This window comes from Microlunatus antarcticus (genome assembly GCF_014193425.1).
Classification (GTDB): domain Bacteria; phylum Actinomycetota; class Actinomycetes; order Propionibacteriales; family Propionibacteriaceae; genus Microlunatus; species Microlunatus antarcticus.
In genome coordinates this window covers 1-23,405 of record NZ_JACHZG010000001.1, presented here as the reverse complement: position 1 = coordinate 23,405, position 23,405 = coordinate 1, and the positions used below count along the sequence as shown (strand labels likewise).

Genomic DNA, 23,405 nt, shown 5'->3' with positions numbered 1-23,405 from the left:
CCTGCTTACTGCAGGTAGCCCTCGACCTCGTCCGCCGGGCGTTCCTTGGCCTCGTCCGGGTTCTTGCCGGCGTCGCGCAGACCCTCGCGCTGACGCAGCAGGTCCCACGCCTGGTCGAGCGCCACCTCGACGCGGGCGCGCCGAGCCGGGTCCTGGTGGTTGGTGGCGTCGCGCTCCTGCGCCACCAGGTCGTGGATCTTGGCCAGGATCTCGTCGTCATTCATGGCGCCATCCTGACTCACGCGGTCGCGCGGTCGTACCGCTGGCCCTCCGGCTTCGGCGCCGAGGCCCAGAACACGATGAGGATGATGAAGCCGACGATGGGCACCAGGATGATCAGGTACCACCACCCGGACCGGTTCGTGTCGTGGAGGCGTCGAGCGGAGAGCGCCAGCAGTCCGACGAATGTCGCCAGCGAGAAGATGATCGAGGCGATCGACGACTTCATCGAATAGGCGAACGAGTCCATGAAGTACCGGCTGACGTCGGCCTCGGTCGTCAGGTCTCCGGGTAGCGGCGCTGGGCCCGCCAGTGCACGGTTGATGAGGTTGAGCACGAGCGAGACCACGACGGCGATCAGGTACCACCACCAGAACTCGCTCCGGCTCGCTCGGCCGCTGAAGGTCGCGTACTTCTTGAAGAACCGGACGGCGGACTGCTTGATCGTCGCGCCGTAGAGCGGTTGCGACAGCGGGACCTCGCCCACCTGGCCGTAGGGCTGCTGCCCGTACGGCTGCTGCGGCTGCCCGTAGGGCTGGGGCTGCTGGCCGTAGGGGTCCTGCTGGGGCTGCTGCCCGTACGGCTGCTGCGGGGGCTGCTGGCCGTACGGCTGCTGCGGCGGCTGCTGGCCGTAGGGGTCCTGCGGGGGCTGCTGGCCGTACGGATCAGACATCTGCGGAGGCACCTTCACAAGACGGGGAGGGCGGACGCGGGAAACCCTAGGGGCTGGACGGGTCCCTGGGGGGCAGGAACGCCGAGCCCGTGAGGTTCTCGCCCCGGAGCGCAACCGTGCACGGGGCTAGCGTCCGAAGCGTCACGGACAGCAAGCCCACGATCGAGGAGCGACCATGAGCGCAGAGCACGTCGAGAGCCAGAGCACCGAGCCGCAGTCCTGGACCGAGCTCGGCAAGGAGCTGTGGTCGTACCTCACGGGCCGCGGCGCGGCGATCAACTACAAGATGATCGACATGATCGTCGAGGTCCCCCGCGACACCGGTGCCGACGCCCCGCGTGCGGTGTGGCGCCTCGACGGCACCCTGCAGATCACGACCTCCGACAACCAGCACTCCTGAGCCGGAGGGCTTCCCGACCGTGAGGATCGTGGCCGACCTGACCTTCGAGGTCCTCCTCGACGAGGTCGGCCCGGTCCCCACGACCGGGACGGTGCGGGCGGACGGGTCCGACGTGACCGTCGACTTCTCGCGCACTCCGTCGCTGGCGGGCTCGGGGACCCGCCCGCTCGTCCGGCCCTTCGCCCAGGCCCTCGAGGACAACGGGCTGACCGTCCACCTCACCGGGCCGTCGGGTCCGCTGCTGCACGCCGGCCACGGCGTCCGCGCCCCGTGGTGGCAGGTGCCGGCGACCGGAAGCCGCTTCATCCGCGTCGACGTGCCGCTCGCCGTGCGCTCGCTGCGCGGGCCCCGGCTGTTCGAGGTCGCGCTCCCCCCGCTCGTCGTCCAGCCCGGGATGGCGCTCACCCGGAGCCGGCGGGAGCGCCTGCTGGTGATCGCCCGCCAGCTGGTGCGCCGGGTCACCCGCCGGCGCCGCTGACCCGGACGCCAACCTCGAACGATTCAGTCACGTTGTGCCCGCTCGGGACCTTGGTCCCTTAACGGCGTCCGCCGCCCTCGTCATGCTCGGGACGACGGAGGGCGTCCATGACTGCTTTGCACGACCACGCCACCGTGCGCACCACCCGACCGGGCGGGCTCCAGACCCTGACCCGGGTGATGCTGGTGGCGTTCATCTGCCTCACCCTGGTCGCGACCAACCAGCTCTTCGTCCTCGCGCGGCACACGGAGACACGCTTCTCCTGGACGATCCAGCCGCCGCTGTCCGCGGCCTTCCTCGGCGCGAGCTACGCGGCCGGCTGCGTGCTGTCGGTGCTGGCGCTGCGGTCCCGTTCCTGGGCCGGCGCCCGGACCGCCCTGGTCACCGTGCTGGTCTTCGCCGTGCTGACCCTGCTGGCCACGCTGCTGCACCTGGACAAGTTCCACTTCGGCGTCGCCGCGCTCGTCCCGCGGGCCGCGGCCTGGATCTGGCTCGGCGTCTACCTCGTGGTTCCGCTGGCCCTGCTCGTCGTGGTCCTCCGGCAGCGTCGCGCCGGACCGACCGACCTCACCGGCGGCTCGACGCTGCCGCGCTGGCTCGTGCTGCTGCTCCGGCTGCAGGGTCTCGTGCTGGGGATCGCCGCGGTGGGCCTGTTCCTGGCGCCCGCGGTCGTCGCCCGGTGGTGGCCGTGGACCCTGACCCCGTTGACCGCGCGGATGATCGCCGCGTGGCTGGCCGCGCTGGCGCTCGCCGCTGCGCTCGGGGCTCGGGAACGTGACGTCAGCCGCGTCGTGACGCCCGCGGTCGCGTACGTCGTCTTCGGCGTGCTGCAGCTCCTCGCCCTCGTCCTCTACGGCGAGGCGGTCCGGTGGGGATCGGTCGCGGCGGGGCTCTACGTCGCCGCGCTCGTCCTGGCGATCGGGACCGGCGCGGCCGGCCTCGCGGTCGCCCTCCGGCACCGATCGGCGGCCCGCCCGTGACGGCCGTCGCCGAGGCGGGCACCGCCTCGCCCATCAGCACCCCCGACCGGCGGCTGCGCATCTTCGTCTCCTCGACGCTCCAGGAGCTGGCCGACGAACGACGGGCCGTCCAGGGCGTCATCACCCAGCTCCGGCTGACCCCGGTCATGTTCGAGCTGGGCGCCCGGCCGCACCCGCCGCGCGACCTCTACCGCGCCTACCTCGCGCAGAGCGACGTGTTCGTCGGCGTGTACGCCGGCAGCTACGGCTGGGTGGCCCCCGACGAGGAGGTGTCGGGCCTCGAGGACGAGTACCGGCTGTCGGGCGACCTGCCCAAGCTGATCTACGTGAAGTCCGGGGTCGAGCAGCAACCGCGGCTCAAGGAGCTGCTGAACCGGATCCGTGGGGACGACGACGCCTCGTACAAGCGGTTCACCACGGCCGACGAGCTGGCCGGGCTCCTCGGCGACGACCTCGCGGTGCTGCTGACCGAACGCTTCACCGCGAGCCGCCTCGCCGCCGACCCCGTCGTGGAGCCGCTCCGTCCGGGTCGGGTCCCCGTGCCGCCCACCCCGCTGGTGGGCCGGGCGGACGAGGTGCAGGAGGTGCTCGACCTCCTCGCCGACCCCGGGGTCCGGCTGGTGTCGCTCGTCGGACCGGGCGGGATCGGGAAGACCCGGATGGCCCTCCAGGCCGGGCTCCTGGCGCCCGGCATCCACGAGGACGCCGTCTGGTTCGTCGACCTCGCGTCCGTCCACGACCGGGCGGGGGTCGTCGACGCGGTCGCCGCGGCCTTCGGGGTCCGCCGTGAGGGGACCCGGCCGCTGCTCGACGTGCTCGTCGACCGCCTGGTCGACCGCGACGTCCTGCTGATTCTCGACAATTTCGAGCAGGTCCTCGACGCAGCCCCGGACCTGGCGCGGCTGCTGGATGGCTGTGCCCGGCTCAAGGTCCTGGTGACCACCCGGACGGTCCTCGGCCTGCGCGGCGAGCACGTGGTGAGCGTCGCTCCCCTGGTCCTCACCGCCGCCGTCGAGCTCTTCGTCGCCCGGGCCCGGCAGGTGCGCCCCGGCTTCCGGCTGACCCCTGCCAACGAGGGCGCGGTCGCCGACCTCTGCCTGCTGCTCGACGGCATCCCGCTCGCCCTCGAGCTGGCGGCGGCCCAGCTGCGCGTCCGGACACCGGCCGCGCTGCTGGAGCGGTTGCGGCAGCGTCTCGACCGGTCGCTCGACCTCAGCGTGGACCTGGCCGACCTGCCCTCGCGGCAGCGGACGCTGCGCGCGACGCTCGACTGGAGCCACAGCCTCCTCGGCGAGTCGCAGCGCACCCTCCTCGCGCGGCTCTCCGTCTTCTCCGCCCGCTGGACGCTCGAGGGGGCCGAGGCGGTCGGCGTCAGCGACGAGGACGTCGACGTGGACGAGACGCTGGCGGCCCTGGTCGCCGCGAGCCTCGTCGTGCTCGACGAGTCCGACGCCGAGCAGCTGCGCTTCCGGCTGCTGTCCCCGGTCCGCAGCTTCGCCGCGGGACGTCTGCTCGAGAGCGGCGAGCGCGACGCGACGCTGGGTCGCCTCACGACCTACCTGGTCGACCTCGTCGAGACCGCCGGACCCGGGCTGCTCGGCCCGGACAACCGCGCGTGGGCCGAGCAGATCGACGCCTGCCGCGACGACCTCCTGGCGGCCACCGCGCGGGCCGTGGACGCGGACGACGCCGAGACCGTCGTCCGCATCGCAGCGCCGCTGTTCCCGTACTGGTGGAGCCGGGGGATGCTGCTCCAGCTCAGCGAGGTCGCCGAGCGCGCGGCGGCCCTGCCGTCGGCCGCCGGGCTCGCGATGCTGCCCCATGCGTCGCTGCTGTGGGCCCGCGGCATGTTCCGGATCAGCAAGGGTCAGCTCGCCGACGCGGAGCCGCTGCTCGACGCGCTCCTCGAACGCCTGCAGGGTCCCGGCGTCGAGCGCCTGCGGGCCTTTGCCCTGGCCGGTCTGGCCCTCGCCCGGGTCCGGACGACCCCCACGGAGCGCAGCGCCCTCGTCGGGACCGCGGTCGGCACGTTCCGCGACCTGGACGACGGGTGGGGGCTGACCTTCGCGCTCTCCGTGCAGGGCCAGCTGGCCCTGGCCTCCGGCGACCTCGCGGGCGCCACCCGGATCCACACCGAGGCGCTCGGCGTGGCCCGCCGGATCGGGTCCGACTACCTCGAGGTGCAGCTGCTCGACCTGCTGGGGGTCGGTGCGCTCGTCGCCGGCGACCCCGTCGCCGCACGGGTGAGCCTGGTCGCGGCAGCCCGGCTCCATCAGCGGCTGGCCGACTCGGAAGGTTCCGCGAACTGCCTCGGCGGCTTCGCGGCGGTGGCCCTGATGCAGGGACGCTCGCAGGTGGCGGCCGAGCTGATGGGCGTTGCCGCCCGCACCCGCGAGCTGGTCGGGGTGACGATATGGCCGGCCCTGCAGCCCAGCGCGGCCCAGCTGGAGCTGGCGATCACGAGCGCGCTCCCGGGCGCCGACCTCGACGCGGCCCTGGCCCGGGGTCGGGCGATGCCGATGCTGCAGGGACTCGCGTACGCGGTCGACGCCACGGCGTGACGGACCCCGAGATCGCCGAGGTCGTCGCCGGGCTCCGGCGACGGCTCGACGCCCTGCCGCCGGCCTCGGCCGCGCGGCGGACGTTCCTCGAGACGTACGGGCGCATCACCACGGCGGTCGGTGAGGCCGTCGCCGCGGGCGTCTTCGAGGACGACGCCTGGGTGCGGCGCTGGGACGTCACGTTCGCGGGGCTCTTCCTCGCCGCGAACGACGCCGACGCCGCCAGTGCTCCGGTCCCGCGGCCCTGGCGGCTGGCCTTCGCCGCCGCACCCGCGCTGCCGCCGCTGGTGCACCTGCTCGTGGAGCTGAACGCCCACGTGAACTGGGACCTCCCCCAGGCCCTGCTCGCGGTGATCGACGACGAGGACCTCGCGTCACCACCGCTGCTCGCCTCCCGGCTGCGGGACCACGACCGCATCAACGAGGTCCTGGCCGCGCAGACCGTGGACGAGGGGCGCCGCCTCGGCGGCCGGTTCCTGGGGCGGCTGCTGCTGCCGCTGAACACCTGGCTCACCCACCGCTTCCTCCCCCGCTCCCGCGAGCAGGCGTGGCACAACGTGCTCGCCCTCGCGGCCGCGCGCCAGGAGGGGTCCGACGCGTACGCGGCCCGGCTGCACGACCTCGACGCGCTCGCCTCCGCCCGGGTCACGGAGCTGCTGGAGCCGCGGTGGGCGCTGCTGCGGGTCAGCGTCCGGGGGTTCGGCGTCAGCCTGCCGTGAGCCGGGGGTCGACGTGGACCTTCGGCCCGGGCCCCGCACCGACCGGTCGACGACCGGCCAGGACCTCCCCGACCTGGTCGAGCCCGACCGTGGCGGCGACGAGGGGTCGCGGGTCGACGAGACCGCTCGCGTACGCGGCGACGGTGCGGTCGAGCCCGGGCGAGGCGGACAGGACCCCGACGACGGTGACGTCCTTGAGGACCGCCGTCCGGGTGTCGACCAGGCTCGGACGGCCCGCGATCCCGATGCAGACGACCCGCCCCGCGGGCTCCACCAGGTCGAGGGCCCGGGCGGGGAGGTCGGCGGCGTTCGACGCGTCGACGACCGCGTCGAAGGCCACGTCGGGCAGGGACTCCTCGGTCCAGGCCTGCTCGAACCCCAGCGAACGGGCGAAGCCCAGTGCCGGCCCCTCGAGCCCCAGCAGGTGCACCTCGGCCCCGCCCGCGCGCAGGAACATCGCCGTGAGCAGGCCGATGGTCCCGGGTCCGAGGACCAGCGCGCGGTCACCCGCCCCGACCTGAGCGGCCTCGGCCGCGCGCAGCGCGTTCCCACCGGGCTCCACGAGGGCCCCGAGGAGCACGTCGACGGAGTCCGGGAGCGCGTGCAGCGACGACGTCGGCACGGCCAGCCGCTTGGCGAGCGCACCCGGCATGCCGCCGCGCACCCCGACCTCCCGGCGGTCCTCGCAGACGTGCTGGTGGCCCCGCACGCAGCGCCGGCAGGTCCCGTCGCCGATCATCGTGTCGCCCATGACGCGGCGCCCGACCCAGCCGGCGTCGACGTCCGGGCCCACGGTGGACACGGTCCCGGCCCACTCGTGACCCAGGCGCAGGGGGAAGGCCGCGTGGCCGGAGTGCAGGTACGACATCTCGCCGGTGAAGAACTCGACGTCGGTGCCGCAGAGGCCCACCCGCTCGACGTCGACCACGACCTCGCCGGTCCCGGCGACCGGGAGCGGGACCTCCTGGACGCCGCCCTCGCCGGGGGCCGTCAGGACGTACGCCCGCATACTGTCCAGCACGTCCCACAAGTTAGACCGTCGTCCCCGTCGTCAGGAGTTGGTCCTCGTGGAACTCCGGAGCGACCAGTGGTACGCCGGGCAGGACCGCAACGCGTACATCCACCGGGCCTGGATGCGGCGCGGGGTCCCCGACGACGCGTTCACGGGGCGGCCCCAGATCGCCATCGCGAACACCGCGTCGGACCTCACACCGTGCAACGCGCACCTGACCGAGGTGGCACAGTCCGTCAAGAACGGCGTGTACGAGGCGGGCGGCATCCCGCTCGAGCTGCCGGTGGTGTCGCTCGGCGAGACCAACGTGCGACCGACGGCGATGCTCTGGCGCAACATGGCGGCGATGGCGACCGAGGAGATGCTCCGGGCCAACGCGATCGACGGCGTCGTGCTCCTCGGGGGGTGCGACAAGACCATCCCGTCGCTGCTGATGGCCGCGTCGTCGGTGGACCTGCCAGCCGTCGTGGTGCCGGGCGGTCCGATGCTGACCGGGACGTTCCAGGGCGTGCCGCTGGGCTGCGGCACGGACATGTGGCGGCTGTCCGAAGAGGTCCGGGCGGGGACGCTGTCGCAGGCCGACTTCGTCCGCTCGGAGTCGGCCACCATCCGCAGCCGCGGCCACTGCAACACCATGGGCACCGCCTCGACCATGGCCCTGGTGGCCGAGGCGCTCGGCACCGTCCTCCCCGGGACCGCCGGCACCCCGGCCCCGGACAGCCGGCTGCTGCAGGCCGCCCACGCCACCGGACGGCTGGCCGTGGAGATGGTCGCGGCCGACCGGCGCCCCAGCACGTTCCTGACCACCGGGTCCTTCGCGAACGCGATCGTGGCGCTGGCCGCGGTCGGCGGTTCCACCAACGCCGTGGTCCACCTGCTCGCGATCGCCGGTCGCCTCGGGATCGACCTGACGCTGGACGACTTCGACCGGATCGGGTCGCGGGTGCCGGTGCTGGTCGACCTGCAGCCGGCCGGGCGGTTCCTGATGGAGGACTTCCACCGGGCCGGCGGCCTGCTCGCCGTTCTCCGCGAGGTGCGCGACCTGCTCGACCCGACCGCCCTGACCGTGACCGGCCGGCCCCTGGTCGAGTCCCTGACCGACGCCCCGGTCTGGGACGCCGAGGTGATCCGGCCCCGCTCGGCGCCGCTGGTGGCCGAGGGCGGCATCGCCGTCCTGCGCGGCAACCTCGCCCCCGACGGCGCGCTGATCAAGCCCGCGGCCGCGTCACCCCACCTGCTGCGGCACCGGGGGCGGGCCGTCGTCTTCGACAGCATCGAGGACTTCCAGGCCCGCATCGACGACCCGGACCTCGACGTCGACGCGGACTCGGTGATGGTCCTGCGCGGCTGCGGGCCCCGGGGCTACCCCGGGATGCCCGAGGTGGCCAACCTCCCGCTGCCGAAGAAGCTCCTCGCGTTGGGGGTCCGCGACATGGTCCGGGTCTGCGACGGGCGGATGAGCGGCACCGCGTACGGGACGGTGGTCCTGCACGTGGCTCCCGAGGCCGCCGCGGGCGGGCCGCTGGCTCTGGTCCGGACCGGCGACGTGATCAGCCTCGACGTCGGGGCCCGGAGGCTCGACCTGGAGGTTCCGGAGGACGAGCTGGCCGCGCGGGTCCCGGACCCGGCGACGGTCGCCGCCTTCGCGGATCCGCGTCGCGGCTGGGAACGGCTCTACGTCGACCACGTCCAGCAGGCCGACACCGGCGCTGACCTGGACTTCCTCGTCGGCTCCAGCGGATCGGGCGTGATCCGCGAGTCCCACTGAACGGCTCTGACGAGCGGTCAAGCTGGCGCACCCGGAGAGACTCGAACTCCCAACCTTCTGATCCGTAGATCGATCTGAGATCGTTGAGATCTGGCGAAATACCTAGTCAGAATGGGTTTCGTTTCCGGGTGGACTACCTCAGATACGGTGAAATCCAGCTGCGTTGCTGTCAGCGTTGCTGTCAAAACTGCCCTGCAGGCCGTTGCTGTCGGGGGAGCCGTCACTGATGGCGACCGCCCATCTGGCCTAGGCGAGTCGAGTCCGAGCGGCCCGTCAACACCAGGTGCGCTGAGTGCATAGAGCGGCCGTTCTGCGGAGCACGCACGAGGCGGCCATCGGACAGGGCAGCGGGCAGGTGAGACCGTCAGTAGGACATGAAGGGCCGGATCGGCTCGTCTGTCCATAGCTGAATTTCGACGTAGCGGTCGAGAAGCCGCTGCTGGTAGCCCTCGTAGCTCTGCCCGCTCGCGGAGGGCAGAGATGAGGCGAACGTGAGGTCAAGCTGGTCAAGTCGGTAGAGCTTGCGCTTCCAGGGTTCGGCTGGCTGAGGTACGCCTAGGTCAACTCCGAGGCCGAGGGCGGTGATGCTGTCGGTCCAGGTGAAGCTGGTCGCTTCCGGAGGTAGGTCGCCCAGCAGGATCTTCACCTCGCGGGGTGGGTCGTACAAGCCAGCGAACCAGGGGCTACTGCCGAGTACGAAGTAGTGCGGGTAGCGACGGACCGGCTTCCCGCCGGCTTGGACAAAGAGGTCGCGAGCTCTGACTTCGGTGGCTCGGCGGAGCGGCAGGTATCGAGGCCCGAAGCGTCTGCGTGAGCCGTCGGCAAGGGTGGCAAGGACTGCGTCAAGGTCGCCGTCGTCGACCTCGCTCAAGTTCCGGAACGGCTGTCGGTCCCCTCGGTAGTAGTGGGTCACGTAGGCCTCGCTCATGGGCACCTACCTCAGCACATCGGCTGCCCGCTCGAGGGGACTGGCTGTCCACCGGCCAAACCTCGTACGGGACGCACCGCATGCCGACCTTGCCGCGAAGAACGTTGAAGCAGGTCGGGAACTGGCGTGGTCACAACGCGTAGCGTCGGCGTGGTGGTGCAGCCGCGCAAGGTTCAGGTCGACGGCCTACTCAATGGTCGTGACCTGGGCGGCTTGCCGCGCAGCCGGGGAGGAGACACCCCGCGCGGTGTTTTCTTTCGCTCTGAGTCGGTCGACCGCGTCTCCACGAGGGGCTGGAACAGCCTTCATGCGCTGGGCGTGCGGACAGTGGTCGACCTGCGACAAGACGCTGAACGTCGCCTCGACGCCAGCCGCCGGCCAGCGTGGCTCGAGACGGTGCAGGTGGACCACGACGGCCTGGAGAACACAACCTTCTGGGCCGACCATTGGAGCAACGGCCGATCGGGCACCGCTCTCTACTACCTGCCCCACCTGCACGCGATGCCCGAGCGCACCGTCGCGGTCCTGCACGCTCTGGCCGCTGCGCCGCCTGGCGGGGTGCTGTTTCACTGCGCCGCCGGCCGGGACCGCACCGGCCTAATCGCCGCGATCCTGCTCAAGGTGGCCGATGTCGAGCTAGAGCCCATCGTCTCCGATTACCTCATCACCACCACGATGGACGTCCGGGCCACGGAGGAGGTCACAGCGGGGGCGGTGTGCTCGTCGTTCGGCACCACCACTGAGCAGGCCTTCCGCGCCGCTGTAGCTGGCCTCGACGTGCAGCCGTTGCTGACGGCCCTATCCCCTGAAGTTCGGACCGCCATACTCACCTGGCGCGGCACCCTTGCCCCCGAGAAGGGTCAGCGAAAGCCTGGTGCAGAAGCGCCGTAAGGCGCCTGTGCGGCGAAGTCGGCTCTCGCTGCTTCCCTCGCTACCGGTCGAGGTCTGCAGTGGCTCTGGTGATGAGTTGGCTGGCCGTCGAGACGCGGTCAGAGCCAGTCCGGTCCGTCCTCATCGGTGTGTTCGTAGGAACCCCGTTGACCGGAGATTTTTTGCGGGCGGGTCTTGCGAGAATCACGCCCAGCGCGGCAACGGGCTACCCGGCTGGGGCCTGTTCGTTCTCGTTGGAGGGACGGCTTACGAACGGGGCCGGGGTTGGTCGTGAGGCGAGCGGTCCAGGCCTCGCACTCCGCGATAGAGCACGACGGTGAGGGTGACCACGACGGCTCCGAGGATGCAGAAGAACCAGGTGGGGATCCACGGCAGGCCGAGCTTGTAGAGGACGAAGGCGATCACGGTTGCGACCGGCACGCTGACCGCCCAGAGGCTGGCGCTCCTAGTTGGACGTTCCTGCTTCTTGCCGACTTCAGTCACGCGAGAAGCGTCGCACCTGACTTCCTGCGGCGCGGGCCTCGATGCAAGTTCCGCACGAGAGTCGGCTTGCGTGCTCCGCACGACGATCGGCTGCGCTACTGGAGTCTGAGTCCCCGCTACAGCTGAGTTAGCAAGAAGATGGGGCCGTGACGATCGAGGCGGGTCAAGCGGTTCTGCACCGCTGTCTCCGGGCTTGGGACCTTGAACTGCTGGGGGGCTCCTGGACGACCCCCAGCAGCTGCCTAGCTCGCGTCCGTCGTCGCGTCGACGACACGCTCGCGATCGTGAAGGTGCCGCTCGTCGAGGAGGAGCGAGTCGGATCTGGCGTGCTCGCCTGGTGGTCGGGTGACGGCGCTGCACTCGTCCACGCCATCGACGACGACGGCGCCGTCCTGATCGAGCTCGCCGAAGACTCCGACACCACGCTCGCCGACCTCGCCCGCCACGCATCACCGCCCGCCTGGGCCTCGGACCAGCACGCGACGCGGACGCTCGTGAGCGCGGCGCGTCGCCTTCACCAGCACCCGCAGGCCGACCCACCCGCCGGCGTCGTCCCACTGAGGCGCTGGTTCCGCGATCTGTTCAGCCGAGCCGAGGAGGTCGGCGGCTTCTTCGCCCGCGCAGCCGCCCTCGCTGACGAGTTGCTTGAGGATCAGCGCGACCTACGGGTCCTGCACGGAGACATCCACCACGGCAACGTCTTGTGGTTCGGACGCGCACGCGGCTGGCTGGCGATCGACCCCAAGGGACTCCTGGGGGAGTCGACGTTCGACTACGTCAACATCCTCACGAACCCCGATCGGGCCACGATGCTGCGACCTCACCGCCTGATCGAGCATGCGACGCTCATCTCGGAGGTGTCCGGCGTCGACCGCAACCGGCTCCTGCACTGGACGATTGCCTGGACCGGATTGTCCGCCGCTTGGTACCACTCGGAGCACGGCCTCGATGGCTTCGCGGCAGACATGATGCGGGTCGGGTTGCAGGCCGAACAAGCCCTCCGCGAGAGCACCTGATTCACATGCTGTTGAAGCGTCAGCTCACGTGTCCCGCGCGACGCTCGGGTTGCGTGCTCCGCACGACGGTCGGCTCACGTCGACGGCCCCCGTAGGACGGGCGGCTTGCGGCGCACTGGATCAGGCTCGACGGTGACCGCCCTGATTTACTGAGCTCATGCCGTCCGATCAGCGGGTTGGCCAGCAATGCTTCCCACTCTCGGTGGTCCAGGCTTTGGCCACGACGAACCTTGTGATAGCTGGCGCGCTCGTACTTCTCGATCTCCGGCTGCAGCTGCAGCCGCCCGTCAAGCGGACCGCAGAGTCGTCTCGGTGACCCTGCCGATCGAGGGTCGGGTCCGCGTGGTCGTCGACGTCGACACCGTCTTCACCGACGACGACCAAGCACGCTTCCTGTTCGCCCTGCTCGCCCAGGACCAAGTCGAGACCTTCAAGTATTCCGACCAGGGGCCGCCGCCCGAACAGCCGCGGCGCTCGGTCGAGCCGCTGCGCCTTTCCGTCACTCCAGGTTGGTTGACGTTCGCGCCGGCCCGCGAGCCGACCTGGGACGACCAGGGCCGGGTCACCTACACGACAGGCGGAGATTCCTGGCACGCGAGCAACGTCATGGGAGGTGGCGACTTCCTCGAATGGGGGGCCTTCCTGGCCACCGAGCGGCTTGGAGACCGCGCGCCCGACGGCCAGCAAATCCGTAGCGACCTCACCACTCTGCTCGCCGTAAGCGCAGCGAAGGCTCACCTCTTCGTGACCAACCGGCCAGTGCTGCTCGAACCGAACCTGCCCCGGTCCGCATACTCGTGTACGGCGGCTGACGTCGAGGACTCGCTCGCGACGATCAGTCTGTGGCTGCGCGCCAAGGGCGTCTACATCGTGCTCGCCGAAGGACGCGGAAAGGCGCTCGTCGAGCGCCACACGTTTTACATGATCGCCCTGCGGAACCTGCTTCACGAGAGCTGGCGCTGGGGTCACGGCTGCACCGCGAGCGGCGACCCCGTGCTGCACGATCTCTCCATCTCCTTGCACCGCCGGCTCGTCACCGCGCTAAAGGCACGCGATCGCATCCGTACAGCCGGCTTCTTCATGGCCCAAGCAGCGTCCCGCGACGAGGTGCTCGAGTGCGTCGACGTCATAGCCCTGAATGTGATGGCAGCGTTCGACGTCGTCGCGCGCGCGGCGAACCGCGTCCTTCGTGTCGTGCCCAAGGACAAGAACGCGTCCTGGCTCTACCCCAACTGGTCGGACAACCTGCCCAGGCCCGGACTCGGCTCCATCATCGACCGGCACCGCGAGGTGGTGCTGTTGATCAGCCGACTGCGCAACACCATTCACGAGAAGGCCATGCACCTCGGCACGATCCACCAGCCGCAAGAAGGCGACGCCGACTACTACGTCGTCCTTCCCGCTGACCAGTCCGAAGACCTCCGTGCTTCCTTCGAAACTTTAGGCGGGCTGGAAGCTTGGGGAATCCGAGAATTGGGACCCGAACGTCTGTGGGCAGAGCCCTTCCGTCTGTCCGAGCAGATGCTCCGCTACGGCATCTACGCCCTTGATGCACTTCTCGCAGACATCCCAATCGAGCACCTCGCGGTAGGCACCGCGCTAGAAACCGGACCTCCCGTCGACGACTGGGTCTGGAGCGCCACCGCCCGACGTAACGTGGCCTGGCAGGTCGCGTTGCGAGAGCACGAGCCTGCGGATCGATCCTGCTGACGACGAATCCGGCCCCGGCGCGGCTGATCTTCTGCACCTTGGCGATGGCCCTACCCGCTGCTTTCGCGACGGTCTGTCTGGACGGGCGCACAACCAGGGACTTCGCGCGGACCGCTCGGCCAGGCACAACGCTGAGCTAGTCGCGCTTTCCGCACGACGGCCGGGCTGTCCGTGCTCCGCACGACGGTCTGCTTGCGAAACTACTTCTGAACCCAGCGAATGGCGTGTCCGTCGGCCATGCTGATGACGTCCAAGAGAACGGACTTCGACCATGACCCGCAGCCGCATCTGGCTCGTCGTCGCTCTTGTGATCGTCCTTCTCACGCTGGCTGGCCTGGTTGTGCGCCTTCTCGTTTGGGACGCCACCAGGCCATCGCCCGGAGTCGAGGGATCGGCAGCTAGTCCGGAGGCAGCAGCATCACGGACCCTTTCCCCGCCATCGGCGTGAAATTGGCTGTGCAGCCGTAGAGGTGGCGTAGACCGGTCACCCAGCGTGCTCCCCACGACGGTCGGCTTGCGCGTTGCCGTAGAACACCCGTTCTGCCTGTGAGGCAGCACGGGTGGCGCAAGGGCGCGTTGGTCTGCCGTCGCCCTAAGGTGACGACGTGTCCAGAGACGTCCTCCACCTGGTCGTGGACGTACCGGTCGTTGTCGGAAGGCACGACGCACCCGTCCTCGTGCTCACCCTTCGCACACTGCGGCCGGCAGATACCGAGGCCCTCGGCGCTCTTCTGTGGAACGCCTACCGCGGCACCGTCGACGAGGACGACTACGACGAGCCAAGCGACGCAATGGAAGACGCCGAGCGGACGCTCGCTGGCTGGTGGGGCCCGCTGATCGACGAGGCCAGCCTTGCTGCCACCGCGAAGGACGCCCTGGTTGCTGCGGCCGTGACGGTGCGCGATGCCGCGCACGACACGATTCCGCTGCTGGCCTTCGTGCTCACCGATCCCGCATGGCAGCGGCGCAGGATTGGAGCTGGCTCATCGGCGAGAGCGTCGCCGCCCTTGCCGGCCTGAAGAATCCCTAGCTCCACCTTGCCGTCACTCGCGGGAACCCCGCTCAGCACCTCTACGAGCGCCTGGGGTTTCGCAACGTCGACTAGCGCTCGACGTCCTTCACCCTGGGTCTCGTCACCGAGCTCCGCAAGACGGTCGGTTTGCGGTGCCGAACGGTGCCTCAAAGACGGACGGCTTCCGGCCAGTCGGGGACCACCGGTGAGCTGCACCATCGGTCAAGTTAAGAGGGCTCGGCCAGGAGTACGGCTTGGCCACTCAGATGGCAGTGCCGCGAACCACAGGACGTCACGGCGACGCCCTTGCCAGACAGCGTGCGACCGCATGGTTCCTTCGTGGACGAAGCCAGCACGACGGGCCACCGCAGCCGAGCTCTCGTTGCCAGCAACGACCGTAAGAACCACTCGCGCGGCGCCCAGCACGAACAACCATGTGGTGAGCAGCACGACCGCTCGAGTGGCGTGACCGCGTCCTCGGCCGCCGGGTACGAGCCAATAGCCGATCTGCGCCACGTCCTCACCGGTCCAGCTGTCCACTCCGCAGCAACCAATTGGATCACCGCTCTCGGCGTCTTCGATGAGGAAGACGACGCCGGTAGGGATGCCGCTGACCGTGAAGACGTCCAAGTGCTCCCTGAACTTCGCGATCATCGCTTGAGCCTGGGCGGTCGACGGCGGTGGCACTGGTCGCCCCTGCCGATCGTGGTCCCCGTTGTACTCACGGATCGCAGGGTCGGCGCTCGCCTCGACCAAAAACCGCGCGTCCTCACGAGTCCAGGGCCGCAAGACGACCTGGGCGTCAGAGAGCACCTGACTAGCAGTGCTCTCGTCAGCAGCGCCGGTCATGCGGGCCTCCAACGACTCATGCAGCCACACTGGCACTCGCAGTCGGGCGAAACCACCGGTTAGGCCGTAGGTCTGCATCGCAAGATGGCTTGCACATCTTGCCCGCGGCGCCGGCGCAACTCACCTGACGGCTGCTCTGCGCCAAGCCACTTGCAGTTCAACGCACCAGGCTGCGCGGCGCCCGGGCTGGGACGATGGCCACGTGCAGAAGCATGACGAGAACAGCGAGGCAGAAGTCGTCTTAGCGGGCGGCAATATGAGTCAGGTGGTCCGCCGAGGCCAGGCTGTGCACCGCACCGCTGGGCCCTGGACGTCAACCATCCACCGCCTGCTCGACCACCTTCACGCGAACGGCGTCACTTGGCTGCCTCGCGCCCTCGGCGTTGACGAGCAGGGACGCGAGGTCCTCACGTATCTCCCCGGAACCGTTCCCAGCTACCCGATGCCCTCCTGGGTGTGGTCGCAAGACGTGCTTGTCGACGCTGGTCGTCGACTCGCACAGGTGCACCAGGCCAGCGCCGGCTTCGACACCGCCGGTGCCACGTGGCAGCTCCCTTCCCACGAGCCAGCAGAGGTAATCTGCCTCAACGACGTCGCGCCGTACAACATGGTCTTCGACGACGTCCACCAGCTCGCCGGGTTCATCGACATCGACACGGCCTCTCCCGGACCGCGAGCGTGGGACCTGGCCTATTTGGCCTACCGGCTTGCGCCGTTGAGCCAGTTTGAGGACACCGGCGCCGGCCCGCCAGACATGGCCGTCCGCCGAGGCCGCCTGGAACTGCTCTGCCGGTCCTACGCCGAAGCAGGGGATGGTGTAGCCGTCGCACCGTCAGAGGTGCTGCGCAGTACAGTCACCCGGCTCGGGGATCTCGCCGAGTTCACCGCAGCACGGGCAGCCGCTGGCGCCGCTCACGTCGCAGACCACGTCAAGGGCTACAGGTCAGACACCCGCTGGGTGAGTGAGAACCTCGAGGCGTTGTTGCCGACGGTCTGAGGACGCACGTGTCTCGACGCAGGGTCGGCTTATGTGCTTCGCACGACGGTCGGCTTGTGGCTGCTCCGAATCAACCGTCAGTTCGACGTAAGGCGCCCGCCGTAGGACAAGGAGTCGCGTCGAACTGTCAGTTGGTTGGGTAGGAGGAGCCATTTCGGTGGAAGCAGTGGCCATCCCGAGACCGACACGCCTATTTCTTCTCCTCCGCTCGTTTGCTTGACGACGGTTCGGATATGCCGCCCTCTCCACCAGGTTTCCTCGATCGCGTACGTGCTGGTGAGGAGTACCGCGAGGTCGTCGAGCGCGTCCTGCTCGACCGAGAGGTCGCCTCGAAGCTGGTAGTACTCCTCGTGCCCGAGTGGGTTGAACATGCCGCCAAGGTCCTCGCTGTAGTGGAGATCGACGTCGAGCCAGTCCTTCCCGCTGACGTGGTGCAGGTCGATCTGGGCGGACGTGTCGTCGAAGCGAGCGATACTGCGAAGGCGATCGAGCGCTGCGGGTTGCAGAGCGGTCAGCAGTCGATCGAGCTTCTCGAAGGCTGCGCGGGCGAAGGCGGAGTCGGCCACCGTCACGCTGCCGAGCCAGTCTGAGTGCGCCGTCACGTTGATCGTTCTCCTCGGACTCACTGTTCGGCGGGCCCGCCACCCCAGGATTTCGTACTGTCAGCTGCCATGCGTCCAATAGCTCTATCGAGCGCGCGTGCCGCCTCCAGCCGATGATCGCAGGCAGGTCGGCTTGCGTGCTCCGCGCTGGGGTCGTGCTGCGCTCTGCACGATGGTGCGAGCGCATGGGAGGCTCGCGGGTGTGACTGGGGCCGGCGCGTCGCGGACGTTGTACGTGTCCGATCTGGACGGGACCTTGCTCGGCGCCAATAGTGCGATCAGTCCGACATCGGTGCGCCTCCTCAACGAGGCTGTCGCGGCTGGCGCGTTGTTCACGTACGCGACGGCCCGCTCGTTCACCTCCTCGTCTCGGGTAACCGAGGGACTGCACCTGTCGATACCCGTGGTCACGTGCGGCGGCACGATCACGGCCGACCCGGACGACGGGGCTCCACGGCACGTCCAGCTGCTCGACGAGTCGGTGGCCAGGATTATTTCCGCGGAGTGCGGTCGGACCGGGGCGGTCGAGCCGGTCTGGTTCACGTTCGAGGACGGGCGCGATTGGGTGCGGTGGCGGCCCGATCGGATGACCGCCGGGGTCGAGACCTTCACCGCGCACCGGGCTGGAGATCGCCGCCTGCGCCCGATAACGGTCGACGACCCCCTGGACCACGCCAGCGTCTTCTACATCACGATCATCGCCGCACGTCCATCGCTCGTCACGCTGCGCGAAGCGCTGGCCGGGCCCTTGAGGTCCACCGCGCACTTCCTGAACGAGGATCCGAACACCCCTGGCCTGGACTGGCTTGAGGTCCACAACCAGGACGGCACCAAGGCACAGGCGGTTCAACGGCTGATGAGCGACCTCCGCGCGGGGCGGTTGGTGGTGTTCGGGGACAACCACAATGACGTTCCGATGTTCGCTGTAGCTGATCAAGGGTTTGCGGTCGCCAACGCCGTGACCGAGCTGAAGGCAGTCGCCACCGCCGTGATCGGGCGTCACGACACGGATGCCGTCGCCCGACATATCGCGGCCGACCACCAGGCGCACGTCGAAGCCCGGGCCGGCTGACGGAGCCCGCTCGGCGCCAGGACAGCAGCGATTGACGTGGCGGGTGCATGACGCTGGCCTACCGTTCCGGGGTGGGCGTGCTGCTGGTTGACCTCGACGACACGCTCATCCCGGACGGGGCCGCGCGCGACTCCGCGATGATGTCGACCCTTGCGACGTTCGGGGAGCTCCCAGCCCTGTCTCCTACCGAGATTCGGGTGTGGCCGGTCGTGCGTGAGGAGTGGCGCGCCACCGGGCTGCGGTTGGTCCCAGGGCTATTGGGAGTGAGCTCGTGGGAGGCGCTGTGGACGGACTTCGACGCCGCGCTCGCCGATCCGGAAGCTCGGGCGGCCGGTCGGGCGTACCAGTCCCGGGTGTGGCGGCGGCTGCTGCACGAGAGCGACGCGGCTCCGGCCGAGGCCGTCTTTCGGCAGGCTCGTGAGGAGCTGGTCCGCCCGTTCGGGTGGGTTCGCGAAGGCTTGGCCGACTGGGCTTCGGTACATGACCTGTGGTGCGTGACGAACGGGTCTTCGTGGCTGCAACGTCGCAAGCTCGACCTTGCCGGGCTGAAGCCGTACTTCGGTGAGGTGGTGGTGTCGGGCGAGGTGGGGGCGGAGAAGTCCGATGCCAAGTTCGGAGCGCAGGTGGCGGAACGTCTGGCGCGGACCGGCTCCGAGCCGGTGGCCGTTGTCGGCGACTCCGACGCCTCGGACGGGGCCCTGGCCTCGTTCCTCGGGGTCCGACACGTGCGCGTCCATCGAGGGACACAGCCCCGGTTGAACATCAGCCTCGACAGTTAGGTCTTGCCCTACGGTGCAGATGTGCGCCATAGGTGCGATCGCGATGGCTCGGACTCGCTGGACGAGAACGTGAAGGTCGGGCCGCGGCGGGTTCGGCGACGTGAAGTGGTCCCTCAGCGGTACGGCCGCGGAGTCCGCTGGTGACCCCCGGTCAGAGGGCAGTCTCAAAGCGAAGCTTGGCCCGTGTCTGGTCGCATCGCGGATACCGGGGAATCCTGATCAGCCTGGTGCTGTCAGGAATTTCGGTCTCGTCCTACGTGCCGTTGATGTCGCTGTACCTCGTGCAGACGTTGCGAGTCAGCGAGGGCGTGGTCGGGCTGTTCGCACTGACCTCGCTGGCCTCGCCGCTCGTGGGAATCCTGGTCGGAAGGTTCTCAGACCGGCTCAGCAGCCGGCTGCGGCTGCTGGTCGTGGTCGGCGCCTGGCTCGCCCTCGGCCGCGTCGCGATGGGCCTGGCTCCGACGTTCGGAGTCGCTGTCGTCGTGGGGATCGCGTTCGGGGCTTTCGCCGGAATTTCCGCGGCACAGGTGTTCGCCCTGCTCCGAGAGCTCCTCGAGCGCGAGGGAGAGCCACGACAGGCCACGGTCACGAGCACCGTCCGAACCGGTTACTCGCTCGGCTGGGCCGTCGGCCCGGTCCTTGGCAGCCTGCTCGCGGCGGGGCTCGGCTATCGCACGGCCCTCGCGGTGTCCGGCGTCTTCGTGCTGCTCCCGCTGATTCCGCTTCTTCAGCTGCGCCAAGTCGAGAAGGGGAGCGCGTGGGCCAGCTCTAACGCCCAGACGAACGCGGAAACGGGTGCCAGCACGAGTACCCAGGCTGGGGGGCGGGAGCGTGGGTCGTGGGGGTCGAGGCCGCTGTGGCTCTTCGCGGTGGTCTGCTTCCTGGCCCTGACCGGCGAATCCTTGCGGCTCACCTATCTGCCAATCCTTGCCGTGGACCGCTTGGGGATTCCTCTTTGGTTCTTCGGAGTCCTGGTCTCGGTGGCACCGGTGGTCGAGCTGGTGGCGATGCCAGCGGCGGGTGCGCTCGCCGACCGGTTCGGACTGAAGCGGGTGCTTCTTGGCGGGCTGCTCCTAGGGGCTGGCGGGTTCGCTGCGTTCGCCACCAGCTCCAGCTTCGTCGGTCTCCTCGTCGGGCAGTTCTGCAACGCCTGCTTCATCGCTGTGCTGCTCGGCCTTGGCGTGAGCTACGCGCAGCGCCTGCACCCCAACGGCGCCGGCTTCGCCGCCTCCGTCTTCTTCGCCGCCCAGAGCCTGACCATCGCCTCTGCCGGCCTCCTCGGAGCGGCCCTGGCCGATCGACCGGCCGGGCTGCCCGAGCTGTTCTTCACCGCCCTCGTGTTGAACGTCTGCGCAGCCGTCTTGTTGCCCTTCACCTCGCGCGCCGCAGCTCCGTCTGAGCTGTAGCCATCTCAGTGCGGGCCAGGGAGGCCAGGGCGGGCAAAGTAGGCCGTCTTGACGTCGCCGACGAATCCACAAGCGCGGTAGAAGGCGTGGGTGCTCGCCCTGCTCGAGCCCGTCATGAGCATCGCCTTGTACGCACCGGCTTCCCAAGCGGCGTGCAAGGTGCCGGCCATCACGGCCTTCCCCAGACCCACGCCCCGGTAGGACTCCTCGACCACCACGTTCTCGGTGACGGCGTAAGGACGCCCACCACGGGTCAGGTTGGGGATGATGTTCAAGTAGGTGGTCGCGACCACCTCACTGCGCCGCTCGAGCACGAACAGGCGCAGTCCATTGACGGTCAATATCGTAGCGAACAAGGCACGGTCGACGACGGGCGGGTCGTCTGGGTTGAGCTGGCCGTAGAGCCTGGCGATCGCCGCGAGATCTCCTGACCGCGCTTCACGGAACACACCAAGACGGTATCGCCCGTCGCTGGAAGTTGGTGCCTCGCGTACGCGCCAAGAACCCTTGCTGCCAGGCACTGACCGACGTGCTCGCGCAAGGCGCCCGCCCAACGTTTAAGCCATAGGAAGTTCCGACACGATCGTCTTGCGTGCTTCGCTCGACGGTCGGCTTGCGGCGACGAGCGACGCCCGCAGGACGGAAGGCTTACGGAGCAGACCGGGCGTTCACGAAAGTCGATGTTCCGGGCGGCTAGTAAGCCGGACAATTGGCCGATGCAACGAGACCTGGTCACGCTTAAACGCTGGGCGAGTGCCGTCGAACGTGACGCAGGCCGGTCGCTCGGCGGAAGCTGGGAAGTGGACGTCGATGACTCGTATGTCATGACCGTGAGGTTCGATGACCTTCGCGAGGAGGTTCTCCTTGGCGAGGTCGTCGATGAGGATGCTTGGCCGCCGCACACCTGGGGGCCGCAGTTCCTGAAGACCGCTCTGGACGACGAGGCAGCTGAGACCGTCGCGGACGAGTTCTTAGAGGTTCTCCGCCTCTGGGATGTCGAGTGGATGTCCTGCTCCAAACACGATCGGCCGATCTGGCACTGCAGTTCGGTCTGGATCTGTGCGGGTCCGACGACGACCCACGACGTCGCCTTGATGGGGGAGCTACCTCCGCCCGGCACGTACTGACCATTATCTGCGGGACCGACCGGACCGCGAGAACCGCGGCTCGGGGTAGGCCGCGGTGAGCTTGCAAGTGTTCGCACGAGTGTCCTCATCGGCGGCGGTCAGCTGGCGAGACGAGCCGCTCGAGTGCGAGCGCCAAGTCGGCTGCCTCCTGCCACTTCGACGCGTAGGAGTGGCGCGCGCCGGCGACCTTGAAGGAGATCCTGCCCGCCCGCCCGGCGTGACTGCGGTCCAACGCGCTTCGCTGATGTCGCTGAGTAGGTACTTGTCGATGACGCGATCGGGAAGTAGAGCCCAGCCCTGCTGGACGCGACAAGCCGCCTGTCCGTCAGCACCAGGACCTGGATGCCGTTAAACCCATACCAAGGACCGTTACTCACATGAGCCGCCAGGCGCGCGGGCCGTTGCCCGACGATGTCGCCAAGCCGAGACAGCTCTGATGCCGTGAACTCGCGTCGGCGCACGCTGATCATGGTGCCTCGCCAGCGAAGTCCCTGCTGCCCGTCCGCAACTTCGCGTTAGACGCGGGCTGAGCGCGTCTTGTGAGAACGCGGCCGCGGTCTGCTACCCGCCCGCAAGCCGGTCGGCTTGCGGGCTCCGCACGACGGTCGGCCCACGAGACGATCGGCGCTCAGCTGTTGCCGTTGGCCGCGGCCCATGTCCCTGGACTTGCTCAAAGTCGTCGGATGTTGCTCGCTAGAAGGCCGATCACCTCGCCTTGAAGGTCTGTAAGCCACAGGTACTAGGGACGAACAGGCGGTGCTGCGCGACGCCAAGCGTGCCGAACGCAGCGCCGTCGGAGTGGTGACCCCTGAGACGGCAGGCCAGCGAGGTCGAGCTTTCCTGCTGGCCGGTCACCTCGTCGAGTGCGACCAGTATCGAGCGGTCACCGGCGGGATCGTCCAGGTTGAACCACACCAAGCCGTTCTCGATAACTGGCGGCGTCAACAGGCTCATCCGTCCCTCTGGGTTTTGCGCAACGTAGGTCTTGGTCCAGTACACGTGTGAGTCGTCGAGATCTACGGCTTGCACGCTCACCCGGTCGTTGTCGGGCCAGTGCTTCTGCGTGAAGATTGCGACGGGGCCGTCAAAGGCCAGCGGCTGCGCTGTGAACGGCAACTCGCCCAGCTTCACCCCGGTGGCGGCGTCCAGGACGAGGGTGGGCTTTTCGTCGGCAGTGGCCTCACGGACGTAGATCCTGCCGGCGTGGTACTGCACAAGAGACTCTCCTTCGCCCGGGCCCTCGAAGTGCTCGCCGGTCTTGGTGTAGAGCCAGAGCAACGTGCCCTTGGCCGACCACGCGCCGACCTCTGCGTTGGTGTTGCGGTACAGGCGGCCGCCCACCACGAGGGTGTATGGGTCGTTGCTCGTCTCGCCGGTGGGCTCGGGAAGGTAGTACTTCAGCTTCCCGCTCTTGGCATCGAGAACCTGGGAGCCGTTGACGACGACGCCCGACCCGACCACAAGGTTGCGTGGGCTGGAGGACGCTCGGTGGCGCCACTGCCGCTTGCCGTTGCTGATCCTTCGGGCCTCGATGTTGTTGTTGCCGTTGACGTCCTCGGTGTAGGCGTAGACGAACGTGCCGTCCGAGACGATGCTGCTCACCTCGAAGAACGCCTTGCGCCAGACCTTCTTCCCCGTCGACGTCCGGTAGACACTGATCCGACTGCAAGTCGCGGTCGACAGCACAGTTGTGTACTTGCCATTCGTGGCCGTGGTCCTCGTG

Annotated in this window: 24 protein-coding genes; 15 read left to right on the top strand and 9 right to left on the bottom strand. The window is 69.1% G+C overall.

The window, feature by feature from the left end; translation table 11 throughout:
• Positions 1–5: 5 nt before the first annotated feature.
• Together FHX39_RS00120 and FHX39_RS00115 are read right to left on the bottom strand one after the other, a co-directional pair.
• Positions 6–224 (bottom strand): DUF2630 family protein, encoded by a 219-nt coding sequence (locus tag FHX39_RS00120; protein WP_183335757.1) that lies wholly within the window; start codon positions 222–224, stop codon positions 6–8.
• A 14-nt stretch (positions 225–238) separates the two neighbouring features.
• A complete protein-coding gene (locus FHX39_RS00115; protein ID WP_183335756.1) occupies positions 239–892 on the bottom strand; it encodes a DUF805 domain-containing protein in 654 nt (217 codons plus the stop codon).
• Between the two features lie 175 nt (positions 893–1,067).
• Between FHX39_RS00115 and FHX39_RS00110 the strand changes: the two genes are divergently transcribed.
• From FHX39_RS00110 to FHX39_RS00090, 5 genes are all read left to right on the top strand, one after another.
• Positions 1,068–1,292, top strand: coding sequence for a hypothetical protein (locus FHX39_RS00110; RefSeq protein WP_183335755.1), 225 nt, complete (start codon positions 1,068–1,070; stop codon positions 1,290–1,292).
• 28 nt (positions 1,293–1,320) lie between these two features.
• Entirely contained in the window at positions 1,321–1,770 is a 450-nt protein-coding gene (locus FHX39_RS00105; protein ID WP_183335753.1) for a hypothetical protein, read from the top strand.
• Positions 1,771–1,877: 107 nt separating this feature from the next.
• Positions 1,878–2,750: a hypothetical protein gene (locus FHX39_RS00100; RefSeq protein WP_183335751.1), complete on the top strand. Its 873-nt coding sequence runs from the start codon at positions 1,878–1,880 to the stop codon at positions 2,748–2,750.
• Entirely contained in the window at positions 2,747–5,311 is a 2,565-nt protein-coding gene (locus tag FHX39_RS21890) for an ATP-binding protein (protein ID WP_183335750.1), read from the top strand. Before FHX39_RS00100 ends, FHX39_RS21890 begins: the two co-directional genes overlap by 4 nt.
• Complete coding sequence (locus FHX39_RS00090) at positions 5,308–6,030, top strand: DUF5995 family protein (protein ID WP_183335748.1); 723 nt, start codon at positions 5,308–5,310, stop codon at positions 6,028–6,030. The genes FHX39_RS21890 and FHX39_RS00090 overlap by 4 nt, the downstream gene beginning before the upstream one ends.
• On the opposite strand, the gene FHX39_RS00085 is transcribed toward FHX39_RS00090, so the two are convergent.
• Positions 6,017–7,051: a zinc-dependent alcohol dehydrogenase gene (locus FHX39_RS00085; RefSeq protein WP_332836583.1), complete on the bottom strand. Its 1,035-nt coding sequence runs from the start codon at positions 7,049–7,051 to the stop codon at positions 6,017–6,019. The two genes, FHX39_RS00090 and FHX39_RS00085, sit on opposite strands and share 14 nt — an antisense overlap.
• Positions 7,052–7,097: 46 nt before the next feature.
• Here FHX39_RS00085 and FHX39_RS00080 point away from each other — a divergent pair, with 46 nt between their 5' ends.
• Positions 7,098–8,810 carry a dihydroxy-acid dehydratase gene (locus FHX39_RS00080; protein WP_183335745.1) on the top strand — a complete coding sequence of 571 codons (1,713 nt, stop codon included), beginning with the start codon at positions 7,098–7,100 and terminating at the stop codon, positions 8,808–8,810.
• Positions 8,811–9,174: 364 nt separating this feature from the next.
• On the opposite strand, the gene FHX39_RS00075 is transcribed toward FHX39_RS00080, so the two are convergent.
• Positions 9,175–9,738: a hypothetical protein gene (locus FHX39_RS00075; RefSeq protein WP_183335743.1), complete on the bottom strand. Its 564-nt coding sequence runs from the start codon at positions 9,736–9,738 to the stop codon at positions 9,175–9,177.
• 153 nt (positions 9,739–9,891) lie between these two features.
• On the opposite strand from FHX39_RS00075, the gene FHX39_RS00070 reads away from it, so the two are divergent.
• Positions 9,892–10,629: a tyrosine-protein phosphatase gene (locus FHX39_RS00070; protein WP_198423189.1), complete on the top strand. Its 738-nt coding sequence runs from the start codon at positions 9,892–9,894 to the stop codon at positions 10,627–10,629.
• Positions 10,630–10,875: 246 nt separating this feature from the next.
• Here FHX39_RS00070 and FHX39_RS00065 read toward each other — a convergent pair whose 3' ends face one another.
• Positions 10,876–11,112 (bottom strand): hypothetical protein, encoded by a 237-nt coding sequence (locus tag FHX39_RS00065; RefSeq protein ID WP_183335739.1) that lies wholly within the window; start codon positions 11,110–11,112, stop codon positions 10,876–10,878.
• 146 nt (positions 11,113–11,258) lie between these two features.
• Here FHX39_RS00065 and FHX39_RS00060 point away from each other — a divergent pair, with 146 nt between their 5' ends.
• The 3 genes from FHX39_RS00060 to FHX39_RS00050 all read left to right on the top strand — a co-directional run bounded on the left by FHX39_RS00060 (position 11,259) and on the right by FHX39_RS00050 (position 14,857).
• Positions 11,259–12,128 carry an aminoglycoside phosphotransferase family protein gene (locus FHX39_RS00060; protein WP_183335736.1) on the top strand — a complete coding sequence of 290 codons (870 nt, stop codon included), beginning with the start codon at positions 11,259–11,261 and terminating at the stop codon, positions 12,126–12,128.
• Positions 12,129–12,440: 312 nt separating this feature from the next.
• Entirely contained in the window at positions 12,441–13,838 is a 1,398-nt protein-coding gene (locus tag FHX39_RS00055) for a hypothetical protein (RefSeq protein ID WP_183335735.1), read from the top strand.
• A gap of 605 nt (positions 13,839–14,443) precedes the next feature.
• Positions 14,444–14,857: a hypothetical protein gene (locus FHX39_RS00050; RefSeq protein ID WP_183335733.1), complete on the top strand. Its 414-nt coding sequence runs from the start codon at positions 14,444–14,446 to the stop codon at positions 14,855–14,857.
• Positions 14,858–15,072: 215 nt separating this feature from the next.
• Here FHX39_RS00050 and FHX39_RS00045 read toward each other — a convergent pair whose 3' ends face one another.
• The gene (locus FHX39_RS00045) at positions 15,073–15,699 is read right to left on the bottom strand and encodes a GNAT family N-acetyltransferase (protein ID WP_183335731.1); all 627 of its coding nucleotides are present in this window, start codon (positions 15,697–15,699) and stop codon (positions 15,073–15,075) included.
• 202 nt (positions 15,700–15,901) lie between these two features.
• Between FHX39_RS00045 and FHX39_RS20770 the strand changes: the two genes are divergently transcribed.
• Positions 15,902–16,696: an aminoglycoside phosphotransferase family protein gene (locus FHX39_RS20770; protein ID WP_183335729.1), complete on the top strand. Its 795-nt coding sequence runs from the start codon at positions 15,902–15,904 to the stop codon at positions 16,694–16,696.
• A gap of 77 nt (positions 16,697–16,773) precedes the next feature.
• Here the strand turns inward: FHX39_RS20770 and FHX39_RS00035 are convergent, their stop codons facing one another.
• Positions 16,774–17,298 (bottom strand): hypothetical protein, encoded by a 525-nt coding sequence (locus FHX39_RS00035; protein ID WP_183335727.1) that lies wholly within the window; start codon positions 17,296–17,298, stop codon positions 16,774–16,776.
• 235 nt (positions 17,299–17,533) lie between these two features.
• Between FHX39_RS00035 and FHX39_RS00030 the strand changes: the two genes are divergently transcribed.
• From FHX39_RS00030 to FHX39_RS00020, 3 genes are all read left to right on the top strand, one after another.
• Positions 17,534–18,370, top strand: a complete 837-nt coding sequence (locus FHX39_RS00030; RefSeq protein ID WP_183335725.1) for an HAD family hydrolase — start codon at positions 17,534–17,536, stop codon at positions 18,368–18,370.
• Positions 18,371–18,417: 47 nt separating this feature from the next.
• Positions 18,418–19,149, top strand: coding sequence for an HAD family hydrolase (locus FHX39_RS00025; protein WP_183335723.1), 732 nt, complete (start codon positions 18,418–18,420; stop codon positions 19,147–19,149).
• Positions 19,150–19,325: 176 nt separating this feature from the next.
• Positions 19,326–20,555 (top strand): MFS transporter, encoded by a 1,230-nt coding sequence (locus FHX39_RS00020; RefSeq protein ID WP_183335721.1) that lies wholly within the window; start codon positions 19,326–19,328, stop codon positions 20,553–20,555.
• Positions 20,556–20,560: 5 nt separating this feature from the next.
• On the opposite strand, the gene FHX39_RS20765 is transcribed toward FHX39_RS00020, so the two are convergent.
• Positions 20,561–21,004: a GNAT family N-acetyltransferase gene (locus tag FHX39_RS20765; RefSeq protein WP_183335719.1), complete on the bottom strand. Its 444-nt coding sequence runs from the start codon at positions 21,002–21,004 to the stop codon at positions 20,561–20,563.
• 267 nt (positions 21,005–21,271) lie between these two features.
• Here FHX39_RS20765 and FHX39_RS00010 point away from each other — a divergent pair, with 267 nt between their 5' ends.
• Positions 21,272–21,682: a hypothetical protein gene (locus FHX39_RS00010; protein ID WP_183335718.1), complete on the top strand. Its 411-nt coding sequence runs from the start codon at positions 21,272–21,274 to the stop codon at positions 21,680–21,682.
• A gap of 705 nt (positions 21,683–22,387) precedes the next feature.
• On the opposite strand, the gene FHX39_RS00005 is transcribed toward FHX39_RS00010, so the two are convergent.
• Positions 22,388–23,405: outer membrane protein assembly factor BamB family protein (locus tag FHX39_RS00005; RefSeq protein ID WP_183335716.1), on the bottom strand; the 1,018-nt coding region annotated here is incomplete at its 5' end.

Coding starts and splice junctions, on each gene's coding strand:
- FHX39_RS00120 (WP_183335757.1), bottom strand. CDS start 224: ATGAATGACGACGAGATCCTGGCCAAGATCCACGACCTGGTGGCGCAG.
- FHX39_RS00115 (WP_183335756.1), bottom strand. CDS start 892: ATGTCTGATCCGTACGGCCAGCAGCCCCCGCAGGACCCCTACGGCCAG.
- FHX39_RS00110 (WP_183335755.1), top strand. CDS start 1,068: ATGAGCGCAGAGCACGTCGAGAGCCAGAGCACCGAGCCGCAGTCCTGG.
- FHX39_RS00100 (WP_183335751.1), top strand. CDS start 1,878: ATGACTGCTTTGCACGACCACGCCACCGTGCGCACCACCCGACCGGGC.
- FHX39_RS00075 (WP_183335743.1), bottom strand. CDS start 9,738: ATGAGCGAGGCCTACGTGACCCACTACTACCGAGGGGACCGACAGCCG.
- FHX39_RS00045 (WP_183335731.1), bottom strand. CDS start 15,699: ATGACCGGCGCTGCTGACGAGAGCACTGCTAGTCAGGTGCTCTCTGAC.
- FHX39_RS00025 (WP_183335723.1), top strand. CDS start 18,418: ATGACGCTGGCCTACCGTTCCGGGGTGGGCGTGCTGCTGGTTGACCTC.
- FHX39_RS00010 (WP_183335718.1), top strand. CDS start 21,272: ATGCAACGAGACCTGGTCACGCTTAAACGCTGGGCGAGTGCCGTCGAA.